15 protein-coding genes and 1 pseudogene are annotated in these 14,716 nt (G+C 71.7%); 8 read left to right on the top strand and 8 right to left on the bottom strand.

All coding sequences use genetic code 11. The annotated features are described in order from the left end of the window. Positions 1–37 precede the first annotated feature (37 nt). From AAH979_RS15640 to ssd, 4 genes are read right to left on the bottom strand one after another with little or no spacing between them, the layout of a single operon-like run. The gene (locus tag AAH979_RS15640; protein WP_346258821.1) at positions 38–1,120 is read right to left on the bottom strand and encodes a hypothetical protein; all 1,083 of its coding nucleotides are present in this window, start codon (positions 1,118–1,120) and stop codon (positions 38–40) included. Then, positions 1,117–2,346 carry a TadA family conjugal transfer-associated ATPase gene (locus tag AAH979_RS15635; protein ID WP_346258820.1) on the bottom strand — a complete coding sequence of 410 codons (1,230 nt, stop codon included), beginning with the start codon at positions 2,344–2,346 and terminating at the stop codon, positions 1,117–1,119. The genes AAH979_RS15640 and AAH979_RS15635 overlap by 4 nt, the downstream gene beginning before the upstream one ends. Next, positions 2,343–2,600, bottom strand: coding sequence for a hypothetical protein (locus AAH979_RS15630; RefSeq protein WP_346258819.1), 258 nt, complete (start codon positions 2,598–2,600; stop codon positions 2,343–2,345). Before AAH979_RS15630 ends, AAH979_RS15635 begins: the two co-directional genes overlap by 4 nt. Continuing rightward, entirely contained in the window at positions 2,597–3,661 is a 1,065-nt protein-coding gene (gene ssd / locus AAH979_RS15625) for a septum site-determining protein Ssd (protein WP_346258846.1), read from the bottom strand. Before ssd ends, AAH979_RS15630 begins: the two co-directional genes overlap by 4 nt. A 421-nt stretch (positions 3,662–4,082) precedes the next feature. Here ssd and AAH979_RS15620 point away from each other — a divergent pair, with 421 nt between their 5' ends. The 5 genes from AAH979_RS15620 to AAH979_RS15600 all read left to right on the top strand — a co-directional run bounded on the left by AAH979_RS15620 (position 4,083) and on the right by AAH979_RS15600 (position 9,250). Continuing rightward, positions 4,083–5,135, top strand: a complete 1,053-nt coding sequence (locus AAH979_RS15620; protein WP_346258818.1) for an alpha/beta hydrolase — start codon at positions 4,083–4,085, stop codon at positions 5,133–5,135. Between the two features lie 63 nt (positions 5,136–5,198). Continuing rightward, on the top strand, positions 5,199–5,612 hold the full coding sequence (locus tag AAH979_RS15615; protein ID WP_346258817.1) for a VOC family protein: 414 nt from the start codon (positions 5,199–5,201) through the stop codon (positions 5,610–5,612). Between the two features lie 627 nt (positions 5,613–6,239). After that, a complete protein-coding gene (locus AAH979_RS15610; protein WP_346258816.1) occupies positions 6,240–6,680 on the top strand; it encodes a DUF4259 domain-containing protein in 441 nt (146 codons plus the stop codon). Between the two features lie 662 nt (positions 6,681–7,342). After that, positions 7,343–7,810, top strand: a complete 468-nt coding sequence (locus tag AAH979_RS15605; protein ID WP_346258815.1) for a hypothetical protein — start codon at positions 7,343–7,345, stop codon at positions 7,808–7,810. A 1,062-nt stretch (positions 7,811–8,872) separates the two neighbouring features. Further along, positions 8,873–9,250 (top strand): carboxymuconolactone decarboxylase family protein, encoded by a 378-nt coding sequence (locus tag AAH979_RS15600; RefSeq protein WP_088986731.1) that lies wholly within the window; start codon positions 8,873–8,875, stop codon positions 9,248–9,250. A gap of 695 nt (positions 9,251–9,945) precedes the next feature. On the opposite strand, the gene AAH979_RS15595 is transcribed toward AAH979_RS15600, so the two are convergent. The 3 genes from AAH979_RS15595 to AAH979_RS15585 form a co-directional block, all read right to left on the bottom strand. Beyond that, complete coding sequence (locus tag AAH979_RS15595; protein ID WP_346258814.1) at positions 9,946–10,296, bottom strand: hypothetical protein; 351 nt, start codon at positions 10,294–10,296, stop codon at positions 9,946–9,948. A gap of 74 nt (positions 10,297–10,370) precedes the next feature. Next, positions 10,371–10,925: a GNAT family N-acetyltransferase gene (locus AAH979_RS15590; protein WP_346258813.1), complete on the bottom strand. Its 555-nt coding sequence runs from the start codon at positions 10,923–10,925 to the stop codon at positions 10,371–10,373. 15 nt (positions 10,926–10,940) lie between these two features. Continuing rightward, positions 10,941–11,687 (bottom strand): XRE family transcriptional regulator, encoded by a 747-nt coding sequence (locus tag AAH979_RS15585; protein ID WP_346258812.1) that lies wholly within the window; start codon positions 11,685–11,687, stop codon positions 10,941–10,943. Positions 11,688–11,771: 84 nt separating this feature from the next. On the opposite strand from AAH979_RS15585, the gene AAH979_RS15580 reads away from it, so the two are divergent. The 3 genes from AAH979_RS15580 (at position 11,772) to AAH979_RS15570 (ending at position 13,809) form a co-directional block, all read left to right on the top strand. Then, positions 11,772–12,380, top strand: a complete 609-nt coding sequence (locus AAH979_RS15580; protein ID WP_346258811.1) for a site-specific integrase — start codon at positions 11,772–11,774, stop codon at positions 12,378–12,380. Next, a complete protein-coding gene (locus tag AAH979_RS15575; RefSeq protein ID WP_346258810.1) occupies positions 12,338–12,649 on the top strand; it encodes a tyrosine-type recombinase/integrase in 312 nt (103 codons plus the stop codon). The genes AAH979_RS15580 and AAH979_RS15575 overlap by 43 nt, the downstream gene beginning before the upstream one ends. Positions 12,650–13,008: 359 nt before the next feature. Next, a complete protein-coding gene (locus tag AAH979_RS15570) occupies positions 13,009–13,809 on the top strand; it encodes an HAD-IB family hydrolase (RefSeq protein WP_346258809.1) in 801 nt (266 codons plus the stop codon). Positions 13,810–13,912: 103 nt separating this feature from the next. Here the strand turns inward: AAH979_RS15570 and AAH979_RS15565 are convergent. Continuing rightward, positions 13,913–14,683 (bottom strand): annotated as a pseudogene (locus AAH979_RS15565) (hypothetical protein); the annotation flags it as partial. Positions 14,684–14,716: the final 33 nt, after the last annotated feature.

The following is a 14,716-nucleotide window of genomic DNA, read 5'->3' as shown; positions in this document are numbered from 1 at the left end:
CCGGTCAGAACTCCCGGGACCAGGGTCCGCACCGTCGTCAGCGCCCCGAGGTGGCGACGGACGCGACCCGGCCAGCCTTACCGGCTCGGCCAGCGAATCCGTCGACCTCACCGGCCCCGCCAGCGAGCCCGCCGAACCCACCACCACATCTGTCGCCCCCGCCGAACCCACCACCGGACCTGTCGCCCCCGCCGAACCCACCACCGGACCTGTCGGCCCTGCCGAACCCACCGTCGAATCTGTCGGCCCCGCCGGCACTTTCGCCAACTTCGTCAACCCTGTCGGCCCGGTCGGCCTCGCTGCCGAGTCGGTCCGCGCGGCCGGCGCCGCTCAGGCGACCCGCCCAGACCAGGCCGGTGAGTTGCAGGATGATGGCGCCGACCGCGCAGGCAGCACCGATCGGGGTGTGCAACAGGATCTCCAGTGGGTCGACGCCGATGCCGTAGCCCAGGGCGATGCCGCCGGCCGGTAGCCCCGCCAGCAACCAGGCGGTGGCACGTGCACCGGCCGCCTGAGCCTCGGCGGCGGCCAGCCCACGGTCCATTGCCCGCGCATCGGCCTCGATCCGCTCTAACAGGTCGGCCAAGGGCGCCCCGGTCTGCTCGGCGAGGCGTACCGCCGCCCGGGCGAGACTGGCCAGTCGGTCCGACCCGTCGGCCGCCAGCATGACGGTCGACGGTGGCAGCCCGGCTCGCAGGTCGGCGGCGAGGCCGCAGAGTGCGTCGAGTTGGCGGCGCTGTGCCCGCTCGGCCGACCGGCCGGCCCGGCGGCGCAGCAGACCGCGTATCGCCAAACCGGTGTAGGCGGCGACGGCGAGCCCCGCGACCGGGCCACCGGCGAGCGTCCCGCCGACGCCACCCAGCACGACACCGACGACCACGGCCCGCCGAGGCGACACAGCGGCCAGCAGCCGATCCAGCGCGGTCGACCAGGACACCCGCGACTTCGCCGAGCCGATTTCTGCCGACCAGCCTCCCGGATCGGGCCGCCGGGCGGTGCCCTGCACGGCGTGGTGCCCGCCGATCACCGCCCGACGCCGGGCCCGAGCGCGGCTGACCGGCCAGCCCACCAGGGTCGCCGCGCCGGCCAGACAGACGGCCGCCAGCCACCAGGTGGTCACGGCGTACCCCGGGTGATCTCCCGCCGGCCGGGCGAGGACGGCGGCCAGGATCGGGATGCGGGGTCCAGTAGGGGTGGCACCGGCACTCCCCGCTCGGCGATCAGCGCGGCCAGGGCCGGAGCGGCCGGCCCGAGACCCCGGTCCCGACGCCAGGCCGGTACGACGGTGACCAGCCGCTCCGGCCCCGCCGGCAGCAACAGGCAGACCGCCTCCAGCACCCGCCCCGTCGACGCGCGGCGGACCTGGAGCAGCACCTGGAGCGCGGCGGCCACCTGGGCGTGCAGGGCCGGCCGGGGCAGCCCGCCGAGCAGACCCAGTGCCTCCAGCCTGGCCGGCACGTCCGCCGGAGCGTTGGCGTGCAGGGTGCCCGCCCCGCCGTCGTGCCCGGTGTTCAGGGCGGAGAGCAGGTCGACCACCTCGGCACCCCGGCACTCGCCGACCACCAGCCGGTCGGGCCGCATCCGCAGGGCCTGGCGCACCAGGTCGCTGAGCCCGACCGAGCCGGCACCCTCCACGTTCGAGGTGCGGGCCTGGAGGCCGACCACGTGTGGATGCACTGGGCGCAGTTCGGCGGCGTCCTCGACCAGCACGATCCGTTCGGTCGGCGGCACCAGGCCGAGCAGCGTGTTCAGCAGGGTCGTCTTGCCCGACCCGGTCCCGCCGACGACCAGGTAGGCGAGCCGGGCGGCGACCACCGCCGCGAGCAGCGTGGCGGCGGCGCGGGGCAGGGTGCCGTGGTGTACCAGGTCGTCGAGGGTGAACGGACGCTGACGGAAGGTACGCAACGACAGGTAGGGCCCGCTGGTCGCCACCGGCGGCAGTACGGCGTGCAGCCGGGTGCCGTCGGGCAGCCGCGCGTCGACGTACGGGCTGCCCTCGTCCAGCCGTCGACCGCAGGCGGCGGCGAGCCGCTGGGCCAGCCGGCGTACCTCGTCGGGGCCGCCGAGCGGCACCGACACCGGAGACAGCCCGCTGCCCCGGTCGACCCAGACCTCGGCGCCGTTGACCAGCACGTCGGTGACCCGCTCGTCGGTGAGCAGGGGCGTCAGCGGGCCGGCACCGACCAGGTCGTGGTGAACGCGGGTGGCCATCCGCAGCACGGTGGTGTCGCCGAGGACGGCAGCGCCGGGCTCGGCACGTACCGCCGCGACGACGGCGGCCGGGGTCACCGTCGTCCCTTCGGCGGCGAACCGGCGCCGGACCCGGGCGGCCAGATCGTGCCTCATGGCCGGGCCGCCTCGACGCGGGCGGCCCGACTCCGGGCCGCGCCAGTGCAGGCAACCCGGTCCTGCGGCATGTCAGTGCAGGCAACCCGACCCTGGGCCGGGTCGGTGCGGGCGGCCCAACCCTGGGCCGGGTCGGTCCGGGAGACCCAACCCTGGGCCGCGTCGGTGCGGGCGGCCCAACCCTGGGCCGCGTCGGTCCGGGAGACCCAACCCTGGGCCGGGTCGGTGCGGGCGACCCGCTTCCGGGCGATCATCGCGCCTCGGCCGGAACGCCGGCCGCACCGGTGAGGTCGGTGATGATGCGCTGGCAGAGCGCCGCCAGCGGACCACGCCCGGCAGCCGCCGGGGCCTCGCCGCGTTCCAGGTTGCGGCAGAGCCCGGGCTCGGGTCGCAGCGTGCCGACCAGTGGCAGGTCGAGTGCCCGGGCGACCTCCCGGGCCTTGAGCCGGCCCGGGGCCGGGCCGCGCACGATGACCGAGAGGTTGGCGCAGTGCAGCCCGGCGACCGCGGCCACCCGGGCCGCCGCTGCGGTGGCCCGCAACTCGGCGGGAACGAGTACGAACGCCTGGTCGGCCGCCTGGAGTGCGATCACCGCCGCGTCGTCGAGCTGTCGGGGCAGGTCGACGACGACGATGTCTCGGCCACGCCGGCCGGCGTCCATGGTGGCCGCCATCGCCTCGGCCGGCAGCGCCAGCAGGTCGCCGCGATCCCAGGAGAGCATCACCAGGTCTCCCCGGCTCGGCAACGCCCGGACCAGGGCGGGCGCGTCGACCCGACCGTCCGCTTCGGTCAGCGCGGGCCAGCGCAGACCCTCCAACTGCTCCCAGCCGAGCACCAGATCGAGGCCGCCGCCGAGCGGATCGGCGTCGACCAGTAGCGTGCGCAGGCCGCACCGGGCCGCCGTGATGGCGAGCCCACCGGCCAGTACGCTCGCGCCGGCCCCGCCGCGCCCGCCGATCACCGCGACGATCCGGGCCGGGCCACCCACCGCACCCCGGCCGGTGACACACTCGCCGAACCGGTCGACCAGCCAGGGCTCGGCCGCCGGCAGCACGGCGACGTGCTCGGCGCCGAGCAGCTCGGCCACCTCCCAGCCGCCGTCACCTTCCCCGGCGCGGCCGACCAGGACCACCCGGGGCCGGCGGGGCAGCCTCGCCCGTAGGCAGGCCTGCGCCTGGTCGGTGCCGACCACCACCAGCGGCGCGCCGGCCCACCGGGACCGGGCCGACGCCGGATCGGCGGCCACCTCCACCTCACCGCCACCCGCCGCCGCGAGCCGGAGCAGTTCGTCGAGTAGCTCGTTGTCCGAGGTCACGACCAGGGGCAGGCGCGGTCCGGGACGGACCGGGGTACGCGGTGGCATCACGTCCTCCAGCGGTGGGATCCGGCTCCAACGGGCGGTCCGGTTACCGCCACACCCTGGCGTCCCGAACCTCCGTTCCGGGCACTGGAAATCTGCGCTGTGGATAACTGGGCCGGCTGTGGATAACGCCCGTCGAGTCAGTGGATCTGGTATGTGCAGCGGCGTGGTCAGCGGTGGTCCCGGCAGCGGGCGCGAGCGGCTGGGTGCGTACCCGATGGGGGTCTCGCGGCGGTGCGCGGGCCGGGCGGGGCGGACGGTCGCCGAGCGGGGCGGACGCGGTCGGCCAGGCCATATTTGCCACCGGCGTGGGTACCCGGGCGGTGCGGGTCGCTACTCCGCGACGCGGCGGTGAAAATCGGGGGAGGAAGCCGTCATGGCGCAGTCCGTGAGCACGACCTCGGTGGTGCTGGAACCGGCCGCGGAGGAGGTGGTCCGGATGACGGCGAATCCGCCGTTTCCGTTCCAGCTCGCTCCGGAGAAGGGGCGGGCGAAGCTGGTCGAGATGCAGTCGGGCAGCATCCCCCGCCCAGAGGTCGACATCGAGGACATCATGGTGCCCGGCGGCCCCACCGGGCAGGTACCGGTGCGGATCGTCAAGCCCCGGGGCGCCGGCCGGCTCGGTGGCGCGGGCGGAGGGCTGGGCGACCGGCTCCGCTCCGCCGCCCAGGAGATGATCCGGCCGCGCGGAGTCGGCGGCATGCTGCCGGCGGTGCTCTACATCCACGGCGCGGGCTGGGTGTTCGGTGACTCCCTCACCCACGACCGGCTGATCCGCGAACTCGCGGTGCAGTCCAACTCGGCGATCGTCTTCCCCGAGTACAGCCGGTCGCCGGAGGCGCGGTATCCGATCGCGATCGAGGAGTGCTACGCGGTGGCGCAGTGGTTGGTTGGCCAGGGCGACGACTACGGCTTGGACCCGACCCGGATCGCCATCGCGGGTGACTCGGTCGGCGGCAACCTGGCGACGGTGGTGGCGATGCTGGCCACCCGGCGCGACGGCCCCCGCTTCGCCCGGCAGGTGCTGCTCTATCCGGTGACCGACGCCGACTTCGACACCGCCTCCTATCGGGAGTTCGGCACCGGCTACTACCTGAGTCGGGAGCTGATGATGTGGTTCTGGGACCAGTACCTGCCGGACCGGGCCGAGCGGGCCGACCCGATGGCGTCACCGCTGCGGGCCAGCCCGGAGCAACTCCGGGGCATGCCGCCCACCCTGGTCACCACAAACGAGGCCGACGTGCTGCGCGACGAGGGCGAGGCGTACGCGGCGAAGCTGCGCCGGGCCGGCGTACCGGTGACCCAGGTGCGCTACCAGGGCATCATCCACGACATGGCGATGCTGGACGCGCTGGCAACCTCCCAGGCCGCACAGGCGGTCACCGCCCAGGCCGCGACGACGCTGGCCCGCGCCCTGCACCACGAGTAGCCCTCGCAGGAACGGGCGCCGGGAACCGAGCCGTCTCGGCCCCGTCCTCGTATGGTTAGCCTGGTGAAGACCCTCCACACGGCGTACCGCGTATCGGACCTCGCCGCGTCGCTCGCCTTCTACACCGCGCTCGGATACACCGTGGTCGGTCGGGTCGACGTCGGGGACGGTGCGAGTCTGACCGTCCTCAAGTTCCCGGACGAGGATGTCGTCACGCTGGAGCTGGTGCACCGGCCGGCCGCGGGACCGGTGGACGTCGGCACCGGGTTCAGCCACCTCGTCGTCCAGGTCGACGACCTCGCCGGCACGGTCGAGGCGCTGATCAGAGCGGGCCTCTGGCCCGGTCCCGTGGAACAGCCCGCCGGCCCGGGCGGCCCGCAGACCTCGTGGCTCACCGACCCGGACGGCTACCGGATCGAGTTGGTGCAGTGGCCGCCCGGGCATGCCGACGGGATCACGGCCGCCGACTTCGGGTAGGTCCCGCTCGGCTGCCGGCTCGACACTTGAGTAGGGGGCGCCGGATCACTTGAGTAGCAACGGGGCGGCCCTGGCCGACACCGCCGGGTCGGTAACCCGCGCGACGAATGGGCGCGGCCCGACCGCGTCGACCCGGACAGGTCGGGCCGACCGAGGTACGCCGCCGACCGGACGAGCCGCCGACAGAAGGGCCGTGACCAGTGTGAATGCGCTTCACTGCCAAAAGCGACGACCCCCGTCGGGGGGAGAGTGATCGGCCGTAGTGCCGAGTGTGATCGAGTGCCGTACCGCGTGGTCAGGCGGGGTGGTCGTGCTGCGGAGCATGATCGACGCCGGCTACGCGGTACGGCGTTCGCTGACTTTCTGCTGACTCCGGGCGGCGACCCGGTTGCACGCCGCCACTCGCCACGACCACAGGCCAACCTCTGCTTTGCAAAGATCAAGACTACTGTCGACCGGCGTCGGTAACCGTAGCTGACCTGCTCGCCCTGTCGGTTGCCGCCGTTCGTCACGCACGCCTGTCGGCCGGCTTGGCTGTGCCGCTGGCTGTACAGCCAGCGCTCTCGCGCCCTTGCGTCCGCCCGCAATTGACTTCATGATCGTTCACCGAAACGGGTGGAGGAGCACATGGGCACCTGGGATGACGGTCCGTTTGACAATGACAGCGCCGCCGACTGGTGCGGCGACCTCCACGATGCCGATCCGTCTGAACGGCCGGCAATTGTTCGTGCTGCCCTGACAACGGCAGCGCTCAACACGGGATACCTCGACGATTGCGATGCCGTCTCGGCCATCGCCGCGGCCGCGATAGTGGCGTCCCAGATGCCCGGCGGAGAGCCGATAACCTCGCCGTACGCACCAGACTTTCTGCTTGCCGGTGAAGCCCTCGACCTGGACCACGACCTGCCACAACTGGCAGTCGAGGCACTAGATCGGGTCCTCAGCGACAACTCGGAGTGGCGGGCCCTGTGGGCCGAGGCGGGAGTGAGTGAGTTCCCGCAGATCAACAAGCTCCGTGCAGTGCTGTCCGGTCCGTCTGAACTGCCCGGTCAGATCGCCCTGCTTTAGCTGGCGACACCTTCATTTTGGAAGATCGTTTCCGGCTGCGCCGGTCTGTCCGGAGTGCCTGGTCAATGGCGGGGTAGTGGTGCCCGCTCCTGCCCGCTGATGACCGTCTACGGCACCGGCTTATGGCCCATGAATGGCCCGAGCGGGCGCGCGGCCGGCCGGCGTCGTACGGCTTTCCGCCCCGGCCTTCGGGCCGGGGCGGCTTGCCGTGTCGCCGGGTCACCGCGTGCCTGGACCACGTACTCCGGTGGCAAGCCGCGAAGCGGCGCGGCAGCGATCGCCCCGCCCTCGACGGCGGCCGGCCCCCAGGCGATCGTCCCGACGCAAGTAGGCGTTCGTTCTTCCACAGGCGGCCAGTCTCGATGCAAGTCGAGTACCGTCCGGGCCGTGGACCTTCGATCTGAGCGAGCGGCTGGCAAACGTGTACTCGGAACTATGGCGATAGTGGCAGGGCTTCTGATCTCCCTGTTCACGATGTGGAGCGCCAGCGGGTCCATCGAACCGCATGTCCTCGCGTTCCTCCTTGCCCTGACGGGGATCGGGCTGCGGGTCGAGGCGGCGGTCAATGATTTTCGGACTTAGCAGATCCGGCCGGCCGCGCCTGGCCGTTGCCGGCCGGAGGCCGCCAGCGGGCCAGTGGGCGGCCAGGAGAGGAGTACGGCTTGGCCTACCAACTGACTCTCTTCGCCTACGTTGGTGATCCCGTCGCGCACCACGTTCTTCCGCGTCTGGTGTCGTCGGTCCAACGCCGGGATACGGCAGTAGTTGCCGTACCTACCGGCGATGGTGTCGGCTGGATGAGTTGTGATCTATCGGCGGACCATGACCTGAGCGCAGACCTGGACGAGTTGGTTCAGGACTTGCTTCCAGGGCCGCCACGTAGGTGGCCTCTCGCGCTGGAGGTGACAACGCGGCCAGACTCGGTTCGCGAGATGGTCTCCTGGGGGATCGGTGAGGGCGGACCAGCGTCGCTCAGCGAGTGCGATGCGCTGATTGAGGTGACGCTCGTCGGTGACCTGATCGACTGGAAGATCGTCCGCGAGATCTGCGAGTCGGCGGCAGAGATGTGGCAGGTCACCCTGCGCGACGAGACCTCCGGGTTCGACGTATCGATCGCCGATCTGCCCTGACGGGGTGACAAGGCCCGTGGCCCGTCGCGCCGGCCGATGCCGGCCGGAGGCCGCCAGCAGGCCGAGCGCGGGCGGGCAGGCGCCGCGCTTGCGCGGCGCTCTTGATCATAAAGAGAACGTCTCGGCAGTGTGGATGAGAAGAGGCGTGACGCGTTGGAACTGGGACCCGTTCGGTGTGAAGGAACGACCAGCCGTCGATGAGCTGCGCCAACAGCAGGGCTGAGCTGTCCGAACGGTCCACCGCAGTCCATGGGCATCCGGTGATGTTCGTGCTCGTCGTCACCCAGTTGGTCACCCAGCACGACTGTAAGACGTTGAAGCGGAACTTAGACCCGCCCTCGCGTGACCTGCGGCAGGCTGGCCGGCATGCTGGTCACGTTCCGTCTTGGGCTCACGTCATTGGTGGCTGGTTGCCGACGTTTCACGCTGTCTTGTGCCCCGTGTGTGCCCCGAGCCCAGGAAGCGGTGCTTCCTCCAGCGGCGGAGGCCCGCGACGATCATCCCCCCGCCCATCGCACCCAATATCGCCTCGTTGAAGGGTCTTAGCTGTTCGACGTATCCCGAGGCGATCACGAGTCCGGCCCCTGCCGCCATCACACCCGACACCAGCAAGGCGACGCTGAGAACAAGATGAGTGCGCACCGCATCAGTAGAGCAGCCACTCCAGCCCGAGCGCCAGGTCGTGGAGCGGGCTTGAACCCCTAACCCCTGCCTTGCAAAGGCGGCTCGATGCGGTGGATGCTCACCGATCGATGTCGGCGGCTGGCGTTGGAGTCAAGGGACTTGGTGTCCTGCACCAGCGGTTGTTGGCTGTTGTCGTGCGTCTCGCTGACTTCTCGCTGACGAAGGACGTTGATGAGGCGGGACTTGCGAGCGGCGGCAACCTCCACCGCTGCCGACCCTTCAGGCGTGGGCTGACGCACCGGGCGCGGGCAGCGCTCCACCGCATCCGATGCTATCGCGACCACCGGTTTCCCGGAACGGCCGACCGAACGCCGGGGTGGGCGCGATGCTGGAACCGAACGGCAGTCGATCGGCTGACACGTGCGGAGGTGGCAACGCATGCCCGACGATCCCCGATACCAGCAGGCCCTCGACACCGCGGAGCGCCTCCTCGGCCAACCGTTGACCCTGCCGCTGGCCGACGGGGAACCCGCGGTCGGTCAGGACTTCCGGCGGCTGGCGACCGAGCACACCTTCGGCGACTCGTGGCCGCGACCGGGCCTGGACCTGCGGAGCCGCTGCCTGATCTCGGTGGCCGTCGCGGCGGCGCTGGGCACCCACGAGCCGCTGCGGGGGCAGTTGCGCATCGCGCTGACGTCCGGCGTGACCAAGGAGGAGATCGTCGAGCTCTTCATCCACCTGGAGGCGTACGCCGGGGCGGCCCGGGCGTTCGACAGCTACCAGGTGGCCGCGGCGGTCTTCGGCGAGCACCGCTGACGACGCTGCCAGCACCCGTCAACGATCGGAGTGGAGCATCATGACCGACACGACCGGCACGACAGTCGCCCTGGTCCACGGCGCGCCTTCGCCGACAGTTCGGGCTGGAACGCCGTGGTCGCGAGCCTGCAGGGGGCCGGCGTCACCACCACCATCCCGTCTGCCGCCGACCCGCCCTCCTGGGGAGCGGGCCGCCGCCCGGCCCGCCACGTCAAGCGGACCTTGACGGCTCGTACGGACGCTGGCGGGTTGGGCGGTGGTCTGCTCGGCTTGCCCAGGTCGGTGGCAGGCGGGATGGCTCCTTCCGCAACCACCCACGGACCGTGACCCGCCGGCGGACCCCCGGCCATTCTGGAGTCGTTGCACCCCCGCCGGAGGCGCAGTGACCGCGACCTCGCATCGGCCGCCAGGTCGCCAACGCGGCCGGCGTGCGTTCCCCTACGCCGCGCCGGCTGCTGGCCGCGCGGCCCGGCCGGCTGCCGGCCCACCCCTCACCCGTCAACGACCTGTCGTTCTGCGGCGGCCCTCCGGGCTCCCCGCTCTCCGCGCCAGCCGCCGGGCATCAGGCGTGACGGCCGCAGAGCGACAGCGGCAGCGGCCGGCGCGCGCCCTGGCGGCGGCGCGTGCGGCCCGTCAAGGGCCGCCTTGAAGGTGTACGGAAGTTCCGAGCTGACGCAAATGATGCTTTTACCCGATTAGGCGTTGCAATCGCTCGACGTGAACAAAATCGCTTGTTCGGGACCTGGGCGGCTGGGGCGCCACGCGGCGAGGACGGGACCGATAGCGTCGACGAGCGGGAGAACCGTCTCCTGCGGTTCAGGGTCGGGCAGCCTGTCGAGCGAGGCGATAGCGTCCACCGTGATTTGATACCGGCGACGGTTGGTTTCGTCTTCGCGCCAGTGTGGGGAGTTGCGCCACTCCTGCACGCGGGCGAGGACCTCGCCGGCTGCGGCGCGGATGGCCGCTGCGCGTTGCTGGGGTGTGGTGGGGCTGCCGTCGGGCGCCGCGTCGTGGCCGTCGTCCGGGGGCGTGGCTGCGTCGCGCATGTCCGAATGCTACAGACCTGCGACGCACCGTGATCTTTCCCTACCGGTCCGCTGTGCTGACCAGCGGCGGAGGGCTACCCCTCGGCCGGGCCGGTCGGCCATTCGTGGGCGAGAATGGAGTAGAGCAGGGAGTCTCGCCATGCGCCGTTGGTGTGGACGTGGTCGCGTAGGTGGCCTTCATACTGCATGCCGAGACGCTTGACCACGGCAATGGATCCGGCGTTCTCAGGGTCCATGGCGGCGCTGATGCGGTGCAGGTCGAGTGTGGTGAAGCCGTAGGTGATGAGGGTGCGGGCGGCGTCGGTGGCGTAGCCGTGGCCCCAGTGGTCGGCGTGGATGGCGTAGCCGAGCTTGGCGGCTTTGACCCCGCCGAGTCCGAGTCTGCCGAAGCCAATCATCCGGTCGTGCTTGTCGGTGATGGCTAGGTAGTACTCCATGCGGGGCTCAGCTTGGGCGCGTTGGATGGTGCCTTCGATCATGGCGGTGGCCTGGTCGTGGTTGCGGCTGTCGTAGGAGAGCCAGCGGGTGACGCGGTCGTCGCCGACGATGGCCAGGGTGTCGGCTACGTCCTCGGGGCGGAAGTCGCGGAGGTTAACCAGGCTGCCGCTGATGGTGTCGATCGGGTACACGCCTCTGATCCTGGCTTATCGGGGTAGGGCGTTGGCGGGGGTGTGGGTGAAGTGCTCTATGCCGTCGACCAGGTCCCGGGCGTCGGCGGTCAGTCCGGCGCGAGTGACGGCCTGGTGCACGCGGCGGACGGAGTGCACGATGCCGTTGATCCGCTGCTCGGCAGGCAGCTCCAGCACGGGGGCGATCGCATCGGTGGCGGCGTCGAGGTCACGGCCGGCGATCCGGGCAATGGCGAGGTCGGCGTGGGATCCGGCCTGGTCGCCGAACGCCCATGCCGGGTCGTGGGGGTCGGCGTAGGCGGTGACGGCCTGGCTGGCGTAGTCCTCGGCTTCGGTGGCCTGGTCGGGGAGCCAGGCTAGGGCGTCGGCGGCGTAGTAGAGAGTGCGGGGCTGGTTGAAGGTGCAGATGCCGCCCATGGCGTCCAGGTCGTCGGGGCGTACCCGGGACCATGCCTGCTCGGCCTCGGTGATGGCGGCTTTGGCTTGTTCGGCGTTGCCGAGGGCGGCGTAGGCGCGGGCGGCGTTGGCGGGAAGCCAGACCGCGGTGGTGCCGCCGGCTTCGGTGGCGTGTTCGCGGCCGGCGTCGGCGTAGCGGACGGCTTCTGCGTACCGGCCGGCCCAGTAGGCGACGAGGGATTGCATGCCGCGTAGCCAGGCTTGCAGTCCGGGGTGTCCGGCCTGTTCGGCGCAGAGTACGGCGGTGCGGGTTTGCAGCATCGCGGCGTGCGGGTCGGCCAGGTCGTGCGACACCTTGGCGAGCAAGCCGCTGGTGATGCCGGCCAGGAAGTGCAGGTCCCGGGACTGGTTCGGCGGCTGGCGGCGCTCCAGCAGAGTAAACAGGGTGTCTTGGGTTTCGGCGAGGTCGCCGATGAGTTGGGTGACCGGCTGATCGCGGTCAACCCGGCCGAGGGTGTGAAGGTGCCACGCAACCGGTCCGGCGAGGCGCGGCCGACCACCATCACCCGAGAAGTCTTCTTCGGCAAGCTGCTGCCGGCCATCCCCACAGAGCATCGGGCGCTCGTCGCCGCTGCCGCTGGCACCGGTCTGCGTTGGGGCGAGTGCGCCGGCCTCGCGTGGGGATCGGTCGACCTCGACCGGTCCGTCCTGCGTGTCGTCCAAGTGGCGGTGGAGACGCACGGCGAGATCGTGATCAGGCCGTACCCGAAGACCCGCGCGGGCGTCCGGACGGTGCCCATGCCGGCGTTCCTGGTCGAGGCGCTACGCCAGCAGCTCGGTGACGCGAAGCCGGACGCGCGGGCGCTGGTCTTCGCCGACCGGGACGGCGGCCCGCTGCGGCGGTCGAACTTCCGGCGCCGGATCTGGCTGCCCTCGCTGGTCCGGGCCGGGCTGCTCGGCCAGGTCGTCAACCTCGGGCCGCGTCGCTGGCGGGCCGTCTGCCGGATCCCGACGGCATGGACCAGTCGGCAGAGTTCATCACCGAGCGGGCGGCGGTGACGCATGTCGCCAGGGAGGCCACGGGCGGACTGCGATTTCACGACCTGCGCCACTCGTACGCGACGTGGCTGGTCACCGACGGCGTCCCCATCAACCTCGTCCAGCGGGTGATGGGACATGAGCAGGCGTCGACCACGCTCAACCGCTACACCCACACCCCGGACGACTACGCCGACCGGGTCCGCCGGACCTTCGCTGACGATTCGCTGACTTTCGAGCCTCCGGAGCCGCCACAGGACCCGGACGAGTCGCCAGAAGAAGGGTCGTGACCAGCGTGAATACGCTTTACTGCCAAAAGCGACGACCCCCGTCGGGGGGAGACGGGGGTCGTCTGGGGTTCGGCTCCGGGGGGGTCGAGCCGAACCCGCTCGGCGGTCACGGGGGGTGCGACCGCCGAGGTCTACCGAGCACAGAGGATATGAAAGTGTGTCGTAACTACAAGCATGCCTGAGTCGACCCGTATACGTCGAGTGGCGTTAACTTCCACTCCCTGCGAAAGTCCGCCTTCGGGCTGTGACCGTGATCACCCCTAGGCTGATCGGCCGATCAGGGGGTAACCGGTCGGCAGGTGCCAAAGGTGACCCCGCGCACCCGCTGACCATAGACCATCCGGCTAGACTTTCGCGCCGTGGGCCGAAGCGCCGCTTTCTTCGATCTGGACAAGACCGTCATCGCCAAGTCGAGCGCGTTGGCGTTCGGTCGGCCGTTCTACCGGGACGGGCTGATCACACGCCGCGACGTGGTCAAGTCCGCGTACGCCCAGCTCATGTTCCGGCTGGGCGGCACCGACGAGCAGACGATGGCGCGTACCCGCGACTATCTGGCGACGCTGTGCAAGGGCTGGCCGGTGGACCAGGTTCGACAGATCGTCGCCGAGACGCTGCACGAGCTGATCAACCCCTACGTGTACGCCGAGGCCGCCGCCCTGATCGAGGAGCACCAGGCGGCCGGTCGGGACGTCGTACTCGTCTCCGCCTCCGGCGAGGAGATGGTTCGGCCAATCGGTGAGCTGCTCGGGGTCGCCGACGTGATCGCCACCCGGATGACGGTGGTGGACGGGCGGTACAGCGGCGAGGTGGAGTTCTACGCGGCCGGCCCCAGCAAGGTCGACGCAGTCGGCGAGTTGGCCAAGGAACGCGGCTACGACCTCACCGCCTCGTACGCCTACTCCGACTCGGTCAGCGACCGTCCGCTGCTGGAGTGTGTCGGCCATCCGAGCGCGGTCAACCCGGACCGGGCGCTGCGCAAGCTCGCCGTGGAGAACGGCTGGCCGGTGCTGGAGTTCCGGCACCCGGTACCGCTCGGGCGCCGGCTCCGGGAGCGTCCCGCCGTGCCGGTCGCGGCGGCGGCCATCGGGGTCGGCGTCGGGGTGGCCATCGGCATCGCCTGGTACGGCCGGCACCGCCGGACCCGCACCACCACCGCCTGACAGCTCGCGATCAGGCCGGGCCGGGGTCGATCGGTCCCCGGCCGCCGGGACCCGATCCCGCAACCCCCGACCCGTCCGGCGTAGCGCCACCGGGTGCCGGGTTCGCCAGAACCTCGTCGCCGATCTGGGTCAGCCGCTCCGCGCCGACCTCCACCGCCGTCGCGTAGTGCCGGAGCCAGGAGCGGAGCCCGTCCGGGGTACCGGTGGCGAAGGCGCCGGCCGCGCCGACGTACTCCGGCTCGCGTTCGGAGTGGCCAAGGTCGACCGCGATCAGGCCGCGCGGGTCGAATCCGGTGGCGAGCAGGGTGAGCCGGGCGGCTGCCCGGGCGACCACCCCGGACGGGCCGGCGAAGGGTCGCAGCGCCAGCAGTTCCCCGTGTACGACGGCAGCCAGCACCACCGGCGACGCCGACGTCCCACCGGCGACCAGCCCGGCCAGCCCGTCCAGCCGGGCGCCGAGCACTTCCGGCGCGACAGACGCTCCGGCGGCGGGGCCGTGAGCCGGTGCCGGCCGGCCGAGCGCCTCCTCCGGCACCGTTCCCCGGGCGGCCAGGGTGTGCAGCCGGGCGAGCACTTGCCGGGGGGCCTTCGGCCACAGGTCGGTCAGCCCGGGCAGCGCTCCGGCGACCCGGAGGGCACCTTGCAGCACCGGATCGGTCACGGTGCCGGCGCGGACCGCCTCGCGCTCGTGCGCGTACCCCTCCAGCGCGGAGCTGGCCACCGCGGACCGCAGGCTGACCTCGGCCGCGATCTGGCCGCCGTGCCGGCGCAGCGCGCGGTGCCGCAGTGCCTGGTCGACCCGCTCGCGGGCCCGGTCGACCGCGGGGGCGACGTCGGCGAGGTCCAGCAGCGGGGCGAGCGGGTCGGTGGCCATGCTGTCACCGTAGTTGCCGGCCCGGGCACGCCA

It is taken from the genome of Plantactinospora sp. ZYX-F-223, assembly GCF_039649625.1.
Taxonomy (GTDB): Bacteria; Actinomycetota; Actinomycetes; order Mycobacteriales; family Micromonosporaceae; genus Plantactinospora.
Note: the sequence above shows the minus strand (reverse complement) of the source record. Positions and strands in the feature narration are given on the sequence as shown.